The 18,237-nt window shown below is 34.2% G+C and carries 18 protein-coding genes; 10 read left to right on the top strand and 8 right to left on the bottom strand.

The features are described from left to right. Positions 1 to 24: 24 nt before the first annotated feature. The 7 genes from glnT (at position 25) to CRN91_RS08125 (ending at position 6,350) form a co-directional block, all read left to right on the top strand. Positions 25 to 1,338, top strand: coding sequence for a type III glutamate--ammonia ligase (gene glnT, locus CRN91_RS08155; protein ID WP_114115932.1), 1,314 nt, complete (start codon positions 25 to 27; stop codon positions 1,336 to 1,338). A gap of 36 nt (positions 1,339 to 1,374) precedes the next feature. Continuing rightward, positions 1,375 to 2,385, top strand: coding sequence for an alpha/beta fold hydrolase (locus CRN91_RS08150; protein WP_114115931.1), 1,011 nt, complete (start codon positions 1,375 to 1,377; stop codon positions 2,383 to 2,385). 8 nt (positions 2,386 to 2,393) lie between these two features. Next, entirely contained in the window at positions 2,394 to 2,729 is a 336-nt protein-coding gene (locus CRN91_RS08145) for a tRNA-binding protein (RefSeq protein ID WP_114115930.1), read from the top strand. A 28-nt stretch (positions 2,730 to 2,757) separates the two neighbouring features. Continuing rightward, a complete protein-coding gene (locus CRN91_RS08140) occupies positions 2,758 to 3,687 on the top strand; it encodes a carbohydrate kinase family protein (protein ID WP_114115929.1) in 930 nt (309 codons plus the stop codon). Positions 3,688 to 3,807: 120 nt separating this feature from the next. After that, entirely contained in the window at positions 3,808 to 4,734 is a 927-nt protein-coding gene (locus CRN91_RS08135; RefSeq protein WP_114115928.1) for an ABC transporter ATP-binding protein, read from the top strand. Beyond that, positions 4,731 to 5,492 (top strand): ABC transporter permease, encoded by a 762-nt coding sequence (locus CRN91_RS08130; RefSeq protein ID WP_114115927.1) that lies wholly within the window; start codon positions 4,731 to 4,733, stop codon positions 5,490 to 5,492. Before CRN91_RS08135 ends, CRN91_RS08130 begins: the two co-directional genes overlap by 4 nt. A gap of 18 nt (positions 5,493 to 5,510) precedes the next feature. Beyond that, positions 5,511 to 6,350 carry an MOSC domain-containing protein gene (locus CRN91_RS08125; protein ID WP_114115926.1) on the top strand — a complete coding sequence of 280 codons (840 nt, stop codon included), beginning with the start codon at positions 5,511 to 5,513 and terminating at the stop codon, positions 6,348 to 6,350. Positions 6,351 to 6,382: 32 nt separating this feature from the next. Here CRN91_RS08125 and bioC read toward each other — a convergent pair whose 3' ends face one another. The 3 genes from bioC to cmoB form a co-directional block, all read right to left on the bottom strand. Further along, on the bottom strand, positions 6,383 to 7,168 hold the full coding sequence (bioC, locus tag CRN91_RS08120; RefSeq protein ID WP_114115925.1) for a malonyl-ACP O-methyltransferase BioC: 786 nt from the start codon (positions 7,166 to 7,168) through the stop codon (positions 6,383 to 6,385). Next, positions 7,156 to 8,007 (bottom strand): zinc ABC transporter substrate-binding protein, encoded by an 852-nt coding sequence (locus CRN91_RS08115; protein ID WP_114115924.1) that lies wholly within the window; start codon positions 8,005 to 8,007, stop codon positions 7,156 to 7,158. The genes bioC and CRN91_RS08115 overlap by 13 nt, the downstream gene beginning before the upstream one ends. 100 nt (positions 8,008 to 8,107) lie before the next feature. After that, entirely contained in the window at positions 8,108 to 9,073 is a 966-nt protein-coding gene (gene cmoB, locus CRN91_RS08110) for a tRNA 5-methoxyuridine(34)/uridine 5-oxyacetic acid(34) synthase CmoB (RefSeq protein ID WP_114115923.1), read from the bottom strand. A 92-nt stretch (positions 9,074 to 9,165) separates the two neighbouring features. Here cmoB and CRN91_RS08105 point away from each other — a divergent pair, with 92 nt between their 5' ends. Both CRN91_RS08105 and CRN91_RS08100 read left to right on the top strand, forming a co-directional pair. After that, a complete protein-coding gene (locus CRN91_RS08105) occupies positions 9,166 to 10,050 on the top strand; it encodes a coiled-coil domain-containing protein (RefSeq protein WP_254424936.1) in 885 nt (294 codons plus the stop codon). Positions 10,051 to 10,142: 92 nt separating this feature from the next. After that, positions 10,143 to 11,708: a coiled-coil domain-containing protein gene (locus CRN91_RS08100; protein ID WP_114115921.1), complete on the top strand. Its 1,566-nt coding sequence runs from the start codon at positions 10,143 to 10,145 to the stop codon at positions 11,706 to 11,708. On the opposite strand, the gene frr is transcribed toward CRN91_RS08100, so the two are convergent. Together frr and pyrH are read right to left on the bottom strand one after the other, a co-directional pair. Further along, the gene (frr, locus tag CRN91_RS08095; protein WP_114115920.1) at positions 11,709 to 12,266 is read right to left on the bottom strand and encodes a ribosome recycling factor; all 558 of its coding nucleotides are present in this window, start codon (positions 12,264 to 12,266) and stop codon (positions 11,709 to 11,711) included. 2 nt (positions 12,267 to 12,268) lie between these two features. Next, positions 12,269 to 12,991: a UMP kinase gene (pyrH, locus tag CRN91_RS08090; protein ID WP_114115919.1), complete on the bottom strand. Its 723-nt coding sequence runs from the start codon at positions 12,989 to 12,991 to the stop codon at positions 12,269 to 12,271. 85 nt (positions 12,992 to 13,076) lie between these two features. Here pyrH and uvrA point away from each other — a divergent pair, with 85 nt between their 5' ends. Then, the gene (uvrA, locus tag CRN91_RS08085) at positions 13,077 to 15,893 is read left to right on the top strand and encodes an excinuclease ABC subunit UvrA (RefSeq protein WP_114115918.1); all 2,817 of its coding nucleotides are present in this window, start codon (positions 13,077 to 13,079) and stop codon (positions 15,891 to 15,893) included. Here the strand turns inward: uvrA and CRN91_RS08080 are convergent. From CRN91_RS08080 to purM, 3 genes are read right to left on the bottom strand one after another with little or no spacing between them, the layout of a single operon-like run. After that, positions 15,890 to 16,588 carry a DUF3108 domain-containing protein gene (locus CRN91_RS08080; RefSeq protein WP_114115917.1) on the bottom strand — a complete coding sequence of 233 codons (699 nt, stop codon included), beginning with the start codon at positions 16,586 to 16,588 and terminating at the stop codon, positions 15,890 to 15,892. The genes uvrA and CRN91_RS08080 overlap by 4 nt on opposite strands. Next, positions 16,585 to 17,193 carry a phosphoribosylglycinamide formyltransferase gene (gene purN / locus CRN91_RS08075; protein ID WP_114115916.1) on the bottom strand — a complete coding sequence of 203 codons (609 nt, stop codon included), beginning with the start codon at positions 17,191 to 17,193 and terminating at the stop codon, positions 16,585 to 16,587. Before purN ends, CRN91_RS08080 begins: the two co-directional genes overlap by 4 nt. Before the next feature lie 4 nt (positions 17,194 to 17,197). Beyond that, complete coding sequence (gene purM, locus CRN91_RS08070) at positions 17,198 to 18,199, bottom strand: phosphoribosylformylglycinamidine cyclo-ligase (RefSeq protein ID WP_114115915.1); 1,002 nt, start codon at positions 18,197 to 18,199, stop codon at positions 17,198 to 17,200. Positions 18,200 to 18,237: the final 38 nt, after the last annotated feature.

The following is an 18,237-nucleotide window of genomic DNA, read 5'->3' as shown; positions in this document are numbered from 1 at the left end:
AATAACGAATAAATAGGAGAAATTATGGCTATTAAACTTAGTAAAGTTGCTGCAGAAAGAGGTATTGAATACTTTCTAATTAGCTTTATCGATCTTTTTGGAAGTCTGCGTTCAAAGCTTGTTCCTGCAAGAGCTATAGATGATATGCAAAAAGATGGTGCTGGCTTTGCTGGCTTTGCTGCTTGGCTAGATATGACTCCTGCGCATCCTGATATGTTCGCTATTCCAGATCCTGATAGCCTAATTCAATTACCGTGGAACAAGGAAGTGGCTTGGCTGGCATCAGATTTATGGATGGATGGAAAGCCTGTTGAGGCTTCACCGCGAGTTGCACTAAAACGTCAACTGGCTGAAGCTGAGAAGTTAGGGTTTCGAATGAAAACTGGTGTTGAGTGCGAATACCATCTTATTAACGATGATGGCTCTGATATAGCTGATGAAAAAGATCAGCAAAGCAAGCCTTGTTATGATCAACAAGCTTTGATGCGTCAATACCCAGTCATTAAGCAGATATGTGATAGTATGATAGAGCTTGGTTGGGGCCCTTATCAAAATGATCATGAAGATGCTAATGGTCAATTTGAAATGAACTGGGATTATGATGATGCTCTAAAAACTGCTGATCGCCAAGTATTTTTTAAATTTATGGTTAAGTCCATTGCTGAACTCCATGGAATGCGAGCAACATTTATGCCAAAACCATTTACCCATTTAACTGGGAATGGCTGCCACTCTCATCTATCAATATGGAATCTTGATGGCTCTAAAAATTTATTTAATGGTAAAGATGATAAACGTGGTTTAGGTTTATCCCCTCTTGCCTATCAATTTTTAGGTGGAATTATGCATAGTGCTGATCGATTAACTGCAATTTTTAATCCTACAGTAAATAGTTATAAGCGAATCAATGCGCCAAGAACACTCTCTGGTGCTACTTGGTCTCCTAGCTCTATCACTTATGGAGGAAATAATCGAACTCATATGATTAGAGTTCCAGATTCTGGTCGTTTTGAGTTACGCTTAATGGATGGTGCAGCAAACGCTTATCTGATGCAAGCTGCAATTCTTGCCTGTGGACTTGATGGCATTGCTGCTAATCGTGATCCAGGAGATCCACTGGATATAAATATGTATGAGCTTGGTAAAGATATTGAGGGCTATAAGCAACTTCCTCGAAATCTCCTTGATGCTCTTAGATTATTAGAAGGCAGTGACGTTTTACGAGAGAGGCTTGGCGATAATATAATTGATGCATATATAAAATTAAAACAAAGCCAATGGAATGATTTCTCTTCTCATTTAAGTCAGTGGGAGCGAGATAATACTTTGGATTGTTAGCTCTATTAAATATTTATTACAAAATAAGATGCTCTAATGGATTATGATAAGTTTGAATTAGGAGATGTTTCTCTCTTGTCAGGAGAAGTACTAAATTCAGCTTTCTTAATTTATAAAACATACGGTAAGCTTAATAGCAGTAAAGATAATGTAGTAGTCTTACCTACTTTTTATACTGGATCTCATCAGCGAAATGAGGGTTTTTTTGGAAGAGGAAGAGCTATAGATCCAGACAAACATTTTATTATTTCTATCAACATATTTGGTAATGGACTTTCTTCTTCACCAAGTAACTCTCGAGCTCCTCAGGACGGCCCAAGATTCCCTCATATCTCTCTTTGGGATAACATTGCTTGCCAGTATAGGCTTTTGACTGAGCAACTTGGTGTTGAAAAAATTGCGCTCGTTACAGGTTGGTCGATGGCTGGGTGCCAGGCATACCAATGGGCTGCTCAGTACCCTAATTTTGTTAATGCAATCTTACCATTCTGTGCATCAGCTAAAACTTCACCACATAATTTTGTATTCCTCGAAGGAGTAAGATCTGCACTTTGTGCTGATCAGAGTTGGAATCAAGGTGATTACATATCTCCACCAACTCGGGGTCTAAAGGCATTTGCAAGAGTCTATGCTGGATGGGCATTCTCCCAGACCTTTTATCGTGAATCGTTATTTAAAGAAATTGGCTATCAAACTTTAGAAGATTTATTAGTAGATTGGGAAAATGATCATGTTGAGAATTGGGATGCTAATAATCTTCTTTGTAAACTGGCAACTTGGCAGACTAGTGATATAAGTATAGGGCCATTATACAATGGAGATATTGGGATGGCATTACAGGGTATTAAAGCTAAAACTATTTTAATGCCATGTACTCATGACCTTTACTTTCCTCCAGAGGATAATGCCATTGAAGCTAAATCTATATCAAATGCTGATTTTAGGCCTTTCAACTCACCATGGGGCCATTGTGCTGCTAATCCGGGTAATGATCCTGAATTTACTGCTGCACTTGAGCAGAGTATTAATGAACTCCTTGAGAGCTAGGAAAACACATGACTATTACTTGGCAGGATTTTGAAAAAGTAGACATAAGAATTGGAACAATAGTTAAGGCTGAAATTTTTCCAGAGGCCAGAAAGCCTGCATTCATATTACATGTTGATTTTGGGTCAGAGTTTGGTATAAAAAAATCGAGCTCTCAAATTACAGATCTTTATTCGATAGAGCAGTTAAATCAAAAACAAGTGATGGCGGTTATAAATTTTGAGCCAAAACAGGTTGGACCAATTATGAGTGAATGCTTAGTTTTGGGATTTTATCGAAAAGATAATTCAGTGGTTTTAGCTATTAATGATTTACCTATTAAAAATGGTTCACGTCTTTTATAATTTTCTAAACTAGACTAAGTAAGTAAAAATGATAATCTGCGCCGGCGAATCTTTAATCGATATGGTCTCTTTTGTCGGGGAGGCTGAATACACACCTCATGTTGGTGGAAGTAACTTCAATTCAGCAATCGCACTTGGTAGATTAGGCGCTAAAAGCTATTATTTTGGTGCCATATCTAATGATAGTTATGGAGAGCTAATTGAGAATTCTCTAAGACATTCAAAGGTTAAAGAAGACTTTATTATTGAAACTAACCGTCCAACAACTCTAGCTTATGCTGATGTAGTTAATGGCATTGCGGAATACACTTTTGTTGATGAACATTCGGCAGGCAGAATGCTTGATCAAACTAGTCTCGAACCTTTTGTAAATAAAATAAAGGAGGCAAAGGCATTATTGGTTGGAGGAATTAGTCTTCAGGCAGAGCCTTGTGGGTCGAGCTGGCAGTGGCTTATAGAGCAAGTTGCTGGTAACTTACCAATTTATTTTGATGCTAATATCCGACCTGATTTTATTGAAAATAAGAAAAACTATTTTGACCGCTTTGTTGAGCTAACCTTTAAAGTTGATATTATTAAAATATCAGATGAAGACTATCGCTATCTTTATGGAGCACAGGATTTTAATGAGGTTAGTAAAGATTGGCTTCATAATGGCGTTAAGCTCGTCATATTAACCTTAGGTGCTGAGGGTTCAAAAGTAATTTATGATAATGGCAAAGATGTATTTGTTAAGAGTCAAAAAGTTGACGTGGTTGATACTATTGCAGCGGGTGATAGTTTTAATGGAGGTTTTTTACTTCACCTTGATGAACAAGGCTTATTAGATAGAGAAAGTTTAAATAGTATCAACAATACTCAGCTTGAAAGCACACTTTCTTTTGCCAATAAAGTAGCAAGTATTACCGTAACAAAAAAAGGTGCAAATCCTCCTTGGCTGAGTGAAATTAATAAATAATCAAAAAGTTTAATGTTGTTCTTTACGTAATTAATAATCACAACATTTATATAGTTATATAAAGGCTAATTTAGTAAGTAAAATTGCCATTACTTTTTTAAACTCTAACGTACTTATTTAATGGATTCAATAATTTCAATAAAAGATTTATGTAAAGTCTATGGCTCTGGTCTTGATGCACTTAAGAATATTAATCTTGAGGTCAAAAAAGGCGAAATATTAGCTCTCTTAGGTCCTAATGGTGCTGGTAAAACGACTCTAATTTCAACTATCTGTGGCATCATTTCACCTAGTTCAGGTTCAGTAACAGTTGATGGTTTTGATATTATTAGTGACTTTAGAAAAACTCGCGCAATGATTGGTTTAGTTCCTCAAGAGCTGACTCTTGGATCCTTTGACACTGTCTGGGGTACTGTAAGATTTAGTAGAGGTTTATTTGGTTCAAAGAAGGATGATGTATATCTTGAGCAGCTTCTTAAAGACCTATCTCTTTTTGACAAAAAAAATTCTGAAATTAGAATGCTCTCTGGAGGAATGAAAAGACGCGTTTTAATTGCTAAGGCACTATCGCACAATCCTAAAGTATTGTTTCTTGATGAGCCCACTGCTGGTGTTGATGTAGAACTCAGAAAAGATATGTGGAAAATTGTTCATAAGCTTAGTGAAAATGGAGTAACAGTCATTCTCACAACACACTATATTGAAGAGGCAGAAGAAATTGCCGACAGAGTAGGGGTAATTAATAATGGTGAGTTATTATTAGTTGAATCAAAAGATCATCTAATGGAAACTCTTGGAAAAAAAGAATTCATCATTGATTTAAAAGAGGTAGTAAAGAAAATACCATCCTCATTAGATAAACATAGTATTACTTTATCAGAAGACGGTATGCAAATTTCCTACACACATATTATTAAAGAAGATGAGACTGAGATTTCAGATGTTCTAAATGATATAACTAATTCAGGCTTGCCTATAAGAGACCTAAAGATAGTCCAAAGTACTCTAGAGGATATTTTTGTAGATTTAGTAAAGGAAAAATCATGAACTTCACTGCTATAAAGGTTATTTACTTTAACGAAATGATGCGTTTTTGGAAGACACTTTTTCAGAGTATTGCATCACCAGTTATCTCTACAGCATTATATTTTGTTGTCTTTGGATCTGCAATTGGCTCACGAATTGCAAATATTGATGGCGTATCTTATGGGTTATTTATTGTGCCAGGACTAACAATGCTTTCAGTTTTAACCCAGAGTATTTCTAATGCATCTTTTGGTATTTTCTTTCCAAAGTTTACAGGAACAATTTATGAGCTTTTGTCAGCACCAATTTCTTTTTATGAAACATTGATTGGTTATGTTGGAGCTGCTGCAACTAAATCATTAATTCTAGCAACTATTATTTTAGCAACTGCAAGCCTATTCGTTGAGTTGAATATCGCACATCCTTTTTGGATGATAGCATTTTTAGTTTTGACCTGTATTGCCTTTAGTTTGTTTGGATTTATTATTGGCCTTTGGGCTGATAATTTTGAGAAATTACAAATCATTCCAACCCTTATTATTACCCCACTAGTTTTTTTAGGAGGTAGCTTTTATTCAATATCTATGCTCCCACCTCTTTGGCAAAAAATTACCCTTTTCAATCCAGTACTTTATCTTGTTAGTGGATTTAGATGGAGTTTTTTTGAAGTTTCAGATGTAAGTGTTGGAACTAGTTTATTAATGATTCTGCTTTTCTTAAGCGCATGTATTGCTTTGATAGCTTGGATGTTTCAAACTGGTTATAAATTAAAGCAATAGCTTAATTATGGGAATACTATGGCTCAAATAACTGATCTATTTATTTACCCTGTCAAATCTCTCAAAGGTATTCAATTGACTCATGCTGAAACTTCTCAACGCGGCTTCAAGTATGATCGTGAATGGATGATAACAGACTGTGATTATAAGTTTATTACCCAGCGGGAAAAAGAGTTAATGGCAACAATTGAGGTAAGTATAAATACTGGTGAACTTATCCTTAAATCAAATAAAAGTGAATTTAAAGTCTCACTTACTTATGAAAAAAAATCTTTAGTAAGAGTCTCAGTTTGGGAAGATACTTGCGATGCAAATGATGAGGGCGATGCTATTTCATCTTGGCTGACTAATGAGTTAGGCAAATATAATGGGAAATCTTTGCGCCTCGTTAGATTTTCTAATCAAGGGCAACGAACAGTTCCTGAAGAATATCTAAATGGAATAGATGCTGAAAGTGCTTTTTCTGATCAGTTCCCCTATTTAATAACTACATGGGAATCGCTTACTAAATTAAATAATGGTCTAAAGGAGAAAGGTTCTCAAGAAGTTACAATGAACCGATTTAGGCCTAATATAGTTCTCAAAGGATTATCTGATATAGAGAAAAAAACGTCTTATGATTTAGTGTGTGAATCAAGTAATTATAAATTTGGATTAAGAAAGCCTTGTAAGCGTTGTAAAGTAACTACTATCAATCAGAATACTGGAAAAATTATTGATCCCAAAGAGCCATTATCAAGTCTTGTTAGTCTAGGATTTAGTGATGAACTTTATGGAGCATTTTTTGGCCAAAATGCAATTTTACTTTCCAATGAGGATTGTGTTTTAAAGATTGGTGACCAGATAAAAATCACATAGCTAATTTAAGAGGAATAAATAATATTCCTTTTTTAATTTTCTAATGATATAGCTCCAAAGTTCTTTTCAATTTTCCACGCATGACCGTAGATGACTTCATAAGTTGCAGGTAATTTACCATCCTCACGATAACTTTCATACATCTCAATCATTTTTTTAAATTTTGTTTTTCCAGTTAATGATTTTGATTGATTTTCAACATTCTGAGCACCAATAGCCTTTAAATCATGCATTAAATCTATGACTTTTTCATAAGTGAGTATGAGCTTTTCCATTTCCATGATTGGGCTTTGAAATCCAGACTGCAACATTTGATCACCAATATCATGCATATCAATGAACTCATTTACATGAGCTTCATTGTCAATAACTTTCCAACTTCGTTTTAATTCCTTAAGGGTATCAGGTCCAAAGGTAGTAAAAAGAAATAGACCTTCTGGTTTTAGAACTCTGTAGCATTCATCAAGAAGTGTTTTTACATCAGAACACCATTGCATCATTAGATTTGAGGCAATGCAGTCAATACTATTTGATGCAAATGGTAATTGATATGCATCAGCACAGACTTTATATTTTTCAGGATTTGTTAATAGTGATTTTTGAGCAAAATCGACACAAACTAAATTTGTATTAGGGAATATCTCAGATATTTTTTTACTCAGAAGGCCAGTTCCTGAGCCAAGGTCAATAACTATTTTTGGATCAATAGAAATGACATTCAATTTTTCAGAAAGTCTATTTGCAATCTCTTTTTGCAGAAATGCATGGTCATCATAATTAGCAGAAGCATTATTGAAATTTTTTCTTACTTTAGACATAAAGAAAGTTGACTTGAAGTTTTTTTCATCAAATTAAAATATTGATCTGGTCCTGGAGTAAATTCATTACCTAATATATCTATTTTAAATGACTTTAAGTTTAAACCTTCTGACAATACGCGTAGCTGTTTAGCTTTCACTTCTGTGTCATAAATTAAGCAAGAAATATTTAGATCTTTTATTTTTCTTTTAGCATCAATAGTTCTTTTTATACTGAGGCCTGCTCCATGAAAAGGAGTTATGATAACTGGCCTTTTAAGTTCTAGACTTTTCTCAAAATATTGAAGAGTATCAGAATATATTGCAAAAGGTGTTGATGAAAAAGGGGCTAATTGTTGTTTTATCTGCTGCTTTAATTCATTCAGCTCCAGATTTAGTTCCTTAAGATTTTCAGAATATGTATGTTTATTTTTTGGATCTAATTCAATAATAATATTACTAATGTATGTTGCAATTAATTGCATATTATTTACATCAAGCCAAAGATGAAAATCAAATTTACTACTACCTTCATTTTTGTTATATATTGCCTCACCACGTGAATTATGAATTATTAGCTGATCTAATTCACTAATTTTAAGATGAGAATCTTCATTAATATTTTTGAGTGCTTTTCTTAATCCTAATTCAAAATTTTCACTAATAACTATTACAAGATCTGCATTTGAGATCATTTTGATTTGCGAGGGTTTAAGATGGAAAGTATGAGCTGAGCTATTTGAATCTAGAAGCAACTCAGGTTTAGTAACTCCATCCATAATTTTTGTGACAATACTATGAATTGGTTTAATACTAACTACAATACTAGGTGTTGATTGAGCAACAACATTTTTAGTCATTAAAAATAAAATAAAACATAACAGAAAATTATATTTCAAAATCTAGGTTACCTAAAAAAAACAATTGGAATTATACGCCAGCTGCTTAAATTATCATTAATTAGTTGTTGCAAATAATAATTACTCTGGTCGGAGCTGGATGTCCTTCTATTGTATAGGAGGAGTTATTTGGATCAAGAAAATCTTGTAATGAGGCTGCATCTTTACCAATCCAGGGTGTCCTTCTTTGCTCTTTTGGGGATGTCTTATTAATATCAATTACCTTAATATTTCGAAAGTTAGCATCAATCAACCAAGATTTAAGAGTTTCAATACTTGGAAGGCAGTGAACATTTCTCATTCTTGCATATCGATCATTTGGTATTAGGGAGTAGCCTTTTTCACCATCTACTACGAGAGTTTCTAGAATAAGATCAGCACCTGGAGCCATCATAGCTTTTAAATTATTTAAATGATTCATATGATCTCTCTGATGATATAGAACACCCATTGAAAAAACACTATCAAATATTGGCTTTTTAGGCATATCTTCAAGCCTTATTGGCAGAATCATAGCCTCTAAAGGAGAATCTATTAATGACTTTATAGCTTGAAATTGGTAATTAAATAATAAAAAAGGATCAATTCCAAGTGCTTTTTGAGCTCCTTCCATTGCCATCCTAAGAGTAAAGTATCCATTACCAGAGCCTACATCTAAAACATTTTTATTTACTAAGGGCTTAATATTTTCACTTATACGTCGCCATTTTAAATCTCCCTGCCATTCACTTTCAAGCTTAAAATCATTAAACATGAATGGACCTTTCCTCCATGGTAGAAGTTTTTCTAATGCAATTAATAGTTCAGCACTATTTACGTCATTGCATTTAATTTGAATATATGGACTATTGAGGACTACTTCTCCTTTAGAAAAAGTATTGATAGTTTCAATCGCTTCATCCCATTTTGGTACATTACCATTTTTAACTTTAAAAGCTTTAACACTAGCTTTCATGCAATCATTAGAGATTACTTCAAGATTAGAATTATAAAAAAAAGGCTTAAATTTATCAAAAAATAATTTCATTAATTATGTAAATTTAAAAAATATATCTAGTATAAAATAAAAGAGACATATATATATTTATATATATAACTAACAAATCTTTGGAGATTAACGTGATAAACAATTTAATTAAATTTTTAATAGTTTTTGTAATGGCATTTAATGTTTTTGCTGGAGGGGATGATCGTGATGAAGCATATTATGAAAATCTTGATCAAGAGCTTGCAGCTTTCGAAGCAAAACTTCTTGCCGATCAAGCTTCAGATGAACTTATGGCAGAAATTGAGAGAGAGACAGCTCTTGCTGCTTTTCAACAAAAATTAGAAGATGAGAGAGCTGATGCTGCTGCTTCAACTGCTGTATATCAATCTAAGGTGGCACGTGATGCTGAAATTGCAGCTCGTATGGCACAACTTGAAACAGAAAAAGAAATTGCAGCTTTTGAAGCAAAACTTCTTGCTGATGAGGCTTCTGCTGAAATGATGGCTGAAATTGAAAGAGAAATGGCCCTTGCTGCTTTCCAACAAAAACTAGCTGATGAAAAAGCTGCCGCTGCCGCTGCAACTGCTGCTTATAGAGACTCACTTATTGAGGCAGAACTTGCTGCTTTTGAGGCTCAACTTGAAGCTGAGTTAGCTGCCCAACAAATGATGGCTGAAATTGAAAGAGAAATGGCACTTGCTGCTTTCCAACAGAAATTAGAAGATGAGAGAGCTGCTGCTGCTGCTGCAACTGCTGCTTATAGAGCTTCACTTGAGGATGAAGTTATTGGAGAGGTTGTAGTCGAAGATGAGGTAATTGAGGTTACTGAAGCGGCACATGAAGCATGTAAGTATGCTTTAGGCCTATCTGATGCAAATACTGCTCTTTTCGAATCAGCATTGGCTGATGGAACTTTATTTAATAAAGGCCCTCAGAGTTCTAATGGAACTGAATTTGGAGCTTCACGCTGGGATGCATATGCCAACTGTGTAAGTAATTATGTAAATCCTTTTTAATATTTATGCTTGATAATAACTTGTAAATCATAATTATGAATTTACTATAAAAACCCAGAGCTTGCTCTGGGTTTTTTATTTATAATAAATTTATGAAAAATAATTTTATAATTGGCTTAAATCCTGCACTATTAATTTGTTTAATTTCAATAAATGTTTTTGCAGAAGATAATTTAGATGAGTCGCTATTGCAAGAGAATCTAGAGATTGTTATTAATGAAGAATATAAACCATGTTCAGATCAATCTGAGTCAAATTCCTTAGAAAATAATTCACCTACATCAGCTATGATTTTGACTGGTAATGCTATATTTATCAAAGGTGATGTAGTAATTAGTTCAAGAAATGCCAGAGCAATTACTTCCTCTTTTGATAAAGATTCAAATAAACTAATATATTATCAAAATGCTACAACTGGTTTTAAATCATTTTTAATTGATGATAAGATTTCTGGAAAAAATGGAGGAATATCCTCTATCAAAGAGTTTGTGTATGATCTTATAGTTCCTTGTTCAGAATCTATTGTCTCAATAGAAGATAATCCTGAGCAGATGATCTTTATCTTTGCTGATTCTGATGCTGCAAATAAAGCCAGAATAGCTGCCCAACAAATGATGGCTGAAATTGAAAGAGAAATAGCCCTTGCTGCTTTCCAACAGAAGCTTGAAGATGAAAGAGCTGCTGCTGCAGCATCAACTGCTGTTTACCAATCTAAGTTAGCGCGTGAAGCTGAAATGGCTGCTCGTATGGCCGAACTTATGGTCGAAAAAGAAATTGCAGCTTTCGAAGCAAAACTTCTTGCCGATCAAGCTTCAGATGAACTTATGGCAGAAATTGAGAGAGAGACAGCTCTTGCTGCTTTTCAACAAAAATTAGAAGATGAGAGAGCTGATGCTGCTGCTTCAACTGCTGTATATCAATCTAAGGTGGCACGTGATGCTGAAATTGCAGCTCGTATGGCACAACTTGAAACAGAAAAAGAAATTGCAGCTTTTGAAGCAAAACTTCTTGCTGATGAGGCTTCTGCTGAAATGATGGCTGAAATTGAAAGAGAAATGGCCCTTGCTGCTTTCCAACAAAAACTAGCTGATGAAAAAGCTGCCGCTGCCGCTGCAACTGCTGCTTATAGAGACTCACTTATTGAGGCAGAACTTGCTGCTTTTGAGGCTCAACTTGAAGCTGAGTTAGCTGCCCAACAAATGATGGCTGAAATTGAAAGAGAAATGGCACTTGCTGCTTTCCAACAGAAATTAGAAGATGAGAGAGCTGCTGCTGCTGCTGCAACTGCTGCTTATAGAGCTAAGCTAATATATGATCAAAGGGTTTCGAAAATCCTTGATGATCTTCTTCTTAAGTTAGACGAATATAAACTTTCAAGTGAATTTCAACCAACTATAGCTGTTGAACTTATAAAAGAAGCATCTTCAAAACTTCTAGATGAAGAGTTTGTAGGGGCAATTTCAGGAGAAATTGTAACTGTTGCTATTCATGACTTCTGTAAAGCAAACTTAGGCTTATCTGAAAAAAATATTGAGCTTTTCAAAAAAGCACTTACCGGAGGCTATTTATATAATGTAGGACCTGAAGTAACTAATGGGACTGAATTCAGCGCAAATAGGTGGCAAGAATATATAGATTGTGTAGGCTCTAAGAGGTAATTAGATTTCTAGAAGTGAATTTTCTTTATCGTTTAGAGATTTATCAATTAAGTCGATATGTTGATCAGTAATTTTTTGCATATCTTCTTCTGCTCGGTGAGATTCGTCCTCTGATATTTCCTTCTCTTTTAGTAACTCTCTAAAGTCTGAGATTGCATCTCTACGGATATTTCTAATTGCAATCTTTGAATTTTCAGCTTCATCTTTAACTACTCGCGCTAATTCTTTACGTCTTTCTTCAGTTAAAGGAGGAAGTGGAATACGGATAATTTGTCCCATTGTGGTTGGATTCAATCCTAAATCAGAAGTTAAAATTGCTTTTTCAATAGGCCCAACCATGTCTTTTTCCCATGGAGCTACTTTGAGAGTCCTTGAATCTTCAGCATTTATATTTGAAACTTGAGAGAGGGGAACTTGAGCACCATAATACTCAACACTAATTTGTTCAAGTAAGGATGGATGGGCTCTCCCAGCACGAATCTTACTAAAATTTCCCTCAAGTGATTGAATGGACTTAGTCATTCGGCTCTTTGCATCTTCAATAATTTCTTTAACCATTTTTAATCTCCTTTTTCACTTACTATGGTTCCAATTGAATGACCATTTAATATATTAGCCAAAGTATAGTTATCTTCAAACATGCTAAAAACACAAATTTTTATATTATTTTCTTTACATAAAGCAAAGGCTGAAGTATCCATGATTTTTAAATTCTTTTTAATTGCAGTATCAAAACTGAGTGAGTCAAATTTAATAGCACTTGAATCAAGCTCTGGATCACTTGAATAAATGCCATCCACTTTAGTTGCTTTAAATACTATATCTGCACCAATTTCTATAGCCCTAAGGGCTGCTGCAGTATCAGTTGTGAAGCAAGGACTTCCTGTACCAGCAGAAAAGATAACTATCTTTCCTTCAGAAAGAGCCTTATCAGCTTTTTTATAATCAAAAGAATCACAAACGCCACCACCAATTGAAAAACCTGACATTACTATGGAAGGGATTTTATGACTATCGAATGCATCTGATATTGCAAGAGCATTCATTACAGTAGCAAGCATTCCTATGTGATCACCAGTTATCTTATTCATGCCAGAACTAGTAAGATTGGCGCCCCGATAAATGTTTCCTCCACCAATAACAATTGCTATTTCGACTCCAAGTTCTGAAGCTGATTGAACAACGTTAACAACTTTTTTAAGCATCTCTGAATCAATATTTTTAGAGTCACTTGCAAGTGCTTCTCCACTGAGTTTTAATAATATTCTTTGGTAAGAGGCCATTAGCTTAGAATTCAATACAAAATTGTGATTTTACACAAGGCATGAGTATAATAAACCCTTTGTCTGTCATAAAATTACAGGGTTTATGGATTTAATAAGTATACGTGGCGCTAGAGTCCATAATTTAAAGAATATTGATGTCAACCTTCCAAGAAACAAACTTGTTGTAATTACTGGGCTTTCTGGCTCCGGTAAATCATCACTAGCTTTTGATACTATCTATGCTGAAGGCCAACGTAGATATGTTGAGTCATTATCAGCATATGCTAGGCAATTTTTATCATTAATGGAAAAGCCAGATGTTGATCATATTGAAGGTCTTTCTCCGGCCATATCAATCGAGCAAAAAGCTACTTCTCATAATCCACGCTCAACTGTTGGAACAATAACTGAAATTTACGATTATTTAAGATTACTTTTTGCACGCGTAGGGATACCTAAATGTCCAGAACATGGAACTGACCTCCAATCTCAAACTATTTCTCAAATGGTTGATGATATTCTAAAACTTCCAGAAGATGAAAAAATTATGATTCTTGCTCCAATTGTAAAGAATCGAAAAGGAAGTCATCAAAAGTTATTACAGGAGCTTGCAAATGAGGGCTTTCTTAGAGCTAGGATTGATGGAGATATAATATATCTTGAAGAACTTTCTGAGCTTGATGGAAATAAAAATCATACTATTGAAATAGTTATTGACAGGCTTAAAGTTCGTCAAGATATTGCCTCAAGATTATCAGAGTCTCTTGAAACTTCTCTAAATATGAGTTCTGGAATAGCAGTAGTTTGTCCAATGGAAACTGACGCTGGCTTTAAAGAATTAACATTCTCTGCTAAGTTTTCTTGTGTGCATTGTGGCTATTCCTTAAATGAGTTAGAACCTCGGTTATTTTCTTTTAATAATCCAGCTGGAGCTTGTGAGACATGTGATGGTCTTGGTGTTAAAGATGTTTTTGATGAAAATAGAGTTGTTGCAAATCCAGAATTAAGTTTAGAAGATGGTGCTGTTTATGGGTGGAGTAAAAATAATGCTTACTTTTATCAAATGCTAAATTTGGTTGGTAATTTCTATAATTTTAGTATTTCTGTTCCATTTAATGAATTAAAAGATGAGCATAAAAAAATAGTTCTTTATGGAAGTGGAAGTCAGGTGATTGATTTTTCCAAAATCAAGGGAAGAAGAGGATGGACAAGTAAGAAAAAACCTTTTGAAGGAATTATCCCTAGAATGATGCGCCGTTATGAAGAAAGTGAAATTCGTTCAGTCAGGGAAGATTTATCAAGATATGTATTAAGTAAGCCTTGCGCATCATGTAATGGCGATAGATTAAATCAATCTGCAAGGAATGTCTTTATAGATAGTAAGAATATTTCAGATTTAACAAAGCTAACGATTGATCAGGTATTTGATTTTTTTAATTCTCTTGAGCTAAAAGGTCAGCGAGGTGAAATTGCAAGTAAGATCTTAAATGAAATTTCACAAAGATTAAATTTTTTAATAAATGTTGGTTTAGATTATCTTAATTTAGAAAGGAAGGCTAATTCACTTTCTGGAGGAGAAGCTCAGCGTATTAGGTTGGCATCACAAATTGGTGCAGGATTAATAGGAGTTTTGTATGTATTGGATGAGCCATCAATTGGCCTGCATCAAAGAGACAATCAAAAATTATTAGATACACTAATTTATTTGAGAGATCTTGGGAATACTGTAATTGTGGTAGAGCATGATGAAGAGGCAATTAGGCAGGCTGACTATGTTATTGATATTGGACCAGGCGCCGGAATTCATGGTGGAGAAATTGTTGCAATGGGACCACCTATAGACGTAATTAACAATGCAAAATCCCTTACTGGGGATTATTTAAGTGGCCGACAAGAGATTTCCACTCCAAAAGAAAGAAAAAAAGCATCTGGTTGGTTGACTATTTCAGGCGCTAGTGGCAATAATTTAAAGAATGTTGATCTATCAATTCCTGTTGGAGTCCTAACTTGTATTACAGGAGTTTCAGGCTCTGGTAAATCTACACTTATAAATAATACTTTGTATGAATTAGCTGCACAAACTCTAAATAATGCCCAAACTGACATAGCACCCTTTAAAGAAGTAAAGGGAATGGATCTATTTGATAAAGTAGTGAATATTAATCAAAGTCCAATAGGTCGAACTCCTAGATCTAATCCTGCAACTTATACTGGAGTCTTTACTTTGATTAGAGATTTATTTGCCCTTACCTTAGAGTCTCGTTCCCGTGGTTATAAATCTGGTCGTTTTAGTTTTAATGTTAGAGGTGGTCGTTGTGAGGCATGTAAGGGTGATGGGTTAATTAAAGTTGAAATGCACTTCCTTCCTGATGTCTACGTTTCATGTGATGTGTGTAATGGGCATAGGTATAACAGAGAAACCTTAGAAATTAAATATAAGGGCAAGTCTATTTCAGATGTTCTTAATATGACTGTTGAGGATGCATTAGAGTTTTTTCATGCATTACCAAAAATCAAGCAAAAAATTCAAACTTTAATGGATGTTGGTCTTTCTTACATAACACTTGGTCAAAATGCAACAACATTGTCTGGGGGTGAAGCTCAGCGTATAAAGCTTGCAAAAGAACTTTCAAAATCCGATACTGGCCAAACATTATATATTCTAGATGAGCCAACCAGTGGTCTTCATTTTCATGATATTAAGCAGTTGCTTTCGGTTATTTTCAGGCTAAGAGAGCGCAATAATACGATTGTAATTATTGAGCATAATCTTGATGTTATTAAGACTGCAGACTGGATTGTCGATCTTGGTCCAGAGGGAGGCAATAAAGGTGGTGAAATAATTGCATTTGGAACTCCAGAGGAGGTTTCAGAGGCCCCTCAATCATTTACAGGGCAATTTCTTAAAAAACATCTTTAAAAGTTTTCTGTAAATTCCTTGAGAACCATTGTAAATTCAGTTTTACCATTAATTTTATGAATTTTTACAGGCTGTAGATTATCATGAATTGAGAGATTTAGTGTTAATTTAAGATCTTCACAGAAAACTTTAACAGTTTCAATTTCATTTTCATTAATAACTATAGTTTCAGAGCCTTCAACTAGAAAATTAAGATATTTCACTCCATCTTGATCAACCACTTGATAAGTAAATTCTCTTAGATCAGGGTTTTTTTGGATATTGTTTGAAAGTGCTAGGTAGACACTGAGTTGGTCGACTAGAAGTCCAGGTTTAATTTCAAATTCCTCTCCATTACTAGATATTGCATAATTTTTATCAGTAATGATATTAATTTCATAATTCTTTTTTACATCATCTTTGATTTTTTCAATAACACTAAAGTAAGTATTAATTATTTCTCCATCAATTTCATTGCCAATGCTAGTCTCTAATCTTGAGTAGTCATATAATGCCTTCCATAAAGATTCAGTTTTTGCCTCTGTATTAAATTCAAATTGATTATTATTTATTTTTAGAGTTAATACTGCAGTGCCAATATTTAGATTCCCCATTTTTGTATCTGCATATAGATCATAACTACCTTGATAAGGAGTAAGTGCTAAAATATTTGATGATATTAAAAAACTAATAATTAGGATTATTACTTTATTCATAATATATTTCCATCTAGAGTAACCGTATTTTCATCTATAAGCTTAAGTCTATTTTGAGTATACCAATGAATGACTCTTGGGTAGAGAATATGCTCTTTTTTGAGAACTTTTGAGGAGAGTGTTTCTGCATCATCTGAAGATTCAACCGTGACGAGTTCTTGACAGATTACTGGGCCTCCATCAAGTTTCTTGGTGACAAAATGAACAGAAGCCCCATGTTCATTTTCACGGTTATCAATTGCGCGCTGATGCGTATCTAATCCAGGATATTTTGGAAGTAGGGATGGATGGATATTTAAAATTTTCCCAAAGTATCTAGTTATGAAAGGGCCTGATAGGATTCTCATATATCCTGCTAAAATAATTAATTCAGCTTCATAGCTATCAATAATTGAAATAAGTTCTTGATCATAAGTAAGCTTTGATTCAAATAATAATGGATCAATAAAACTAAAATTTATTTGAGCATTTTTAGCTCTAATCAAGCCAAAAGCATTTTCTTTATTACTTAATATACAGCAGATTTTCAAATTAATTTTATCTGAACTGTCAATGATGGATTGCAAATTAGAACCATTTCCTGAAATGAGAATTACAGCTCTCATAATTTTAAATTAAAACTTGATTTCCGTCTGAACTAACAATTTCCCCAATCAACCATGAATCTTCACCATTAGAATTTAATAATTTTATTGAATCATCTAGGGATTCTTTAGGAACAATAACGATCATTCCCACTCCACAGTTTAAAACTCTATACATTTCATTAGTGTCAATTTTTCCTTGATCCTGAATCCAATTAAAAATTTCAGGAGTCTTCCATGAGTTTGAATTTAGTTTTGCTGCTAAATTCTTTGGCAGAACTCTAGGAATATTTTCAAGAAGGCCACCACCTGTAATATGAGATATTGCATGTATAGGATGACTTTTATTTAATGAGAGTATAGATTTAACGTAAATCCTTGTTGGCTCTAAAATAGCTTTAAGTTGCTCAGAGCTTGGCGTAGTTTTTTCTAAAACTTTTCGAATAAGTGAATAGCCGTTTGAGTGAGGACCAGAAGAGCCTAGAGCAATGACTTGATCCCCAACTGAAACTTTAGAGCCATCAATAATATTATCTTTTTCAACAATGCCTACACAAAAACCTGCTAAGTCATACTCTTCACCCTTATACATGCCAGGCATTTCTGCAGTTTCACCACCAATTAGGGAACATCCAGATCGTATGCAGCCTTCTCCAATTCCAGAAATAACTGAAGTTGCAATTTCAGTATTTAAAGAGCCAGTTGCATAATAATCTAAGAAAAATAAAGGTTCAGCCCCTTGCACTATAAGATCATTAACACACATTGCAACTAAATCAATACCAATAGAATCATGCTTATTAAGCATTTCTGCAACCATCAGCTTTGTTCCTACACCGTCTGTGCCAGAGACTAAAACTGGATTTTTATATTTATTAAGAGGGATTTCAAACATTGCTCCAAAACTACCCAAACCATTTAAAACTCCAGGTCTTAGAGTTGATTTTGCAATTGGTTTAATTTTCTCAATAAGCTTATTACCTTTAGTAATATCAACTCCTGAGTCCTTATAAGTTAATGATGACATCTTAATTTTTCCGTATAATTAAGTTCTAAAAAAATCAA

Origin of the sequence: Candidatus Thioglobus sp. NP1 (genome assembly GCF_003326015.1) — a bacterium.
Lineage (GTDB): Bacteria > Pseudomonadota > Gammaproteobacteria > PS1 > Pseudothioglobaceae > Pseudothioglobus > Pseudothioglobus singularis_A.
This window is presented reverse-complemented; position numbering and strand designations above follow the sequence as displayed.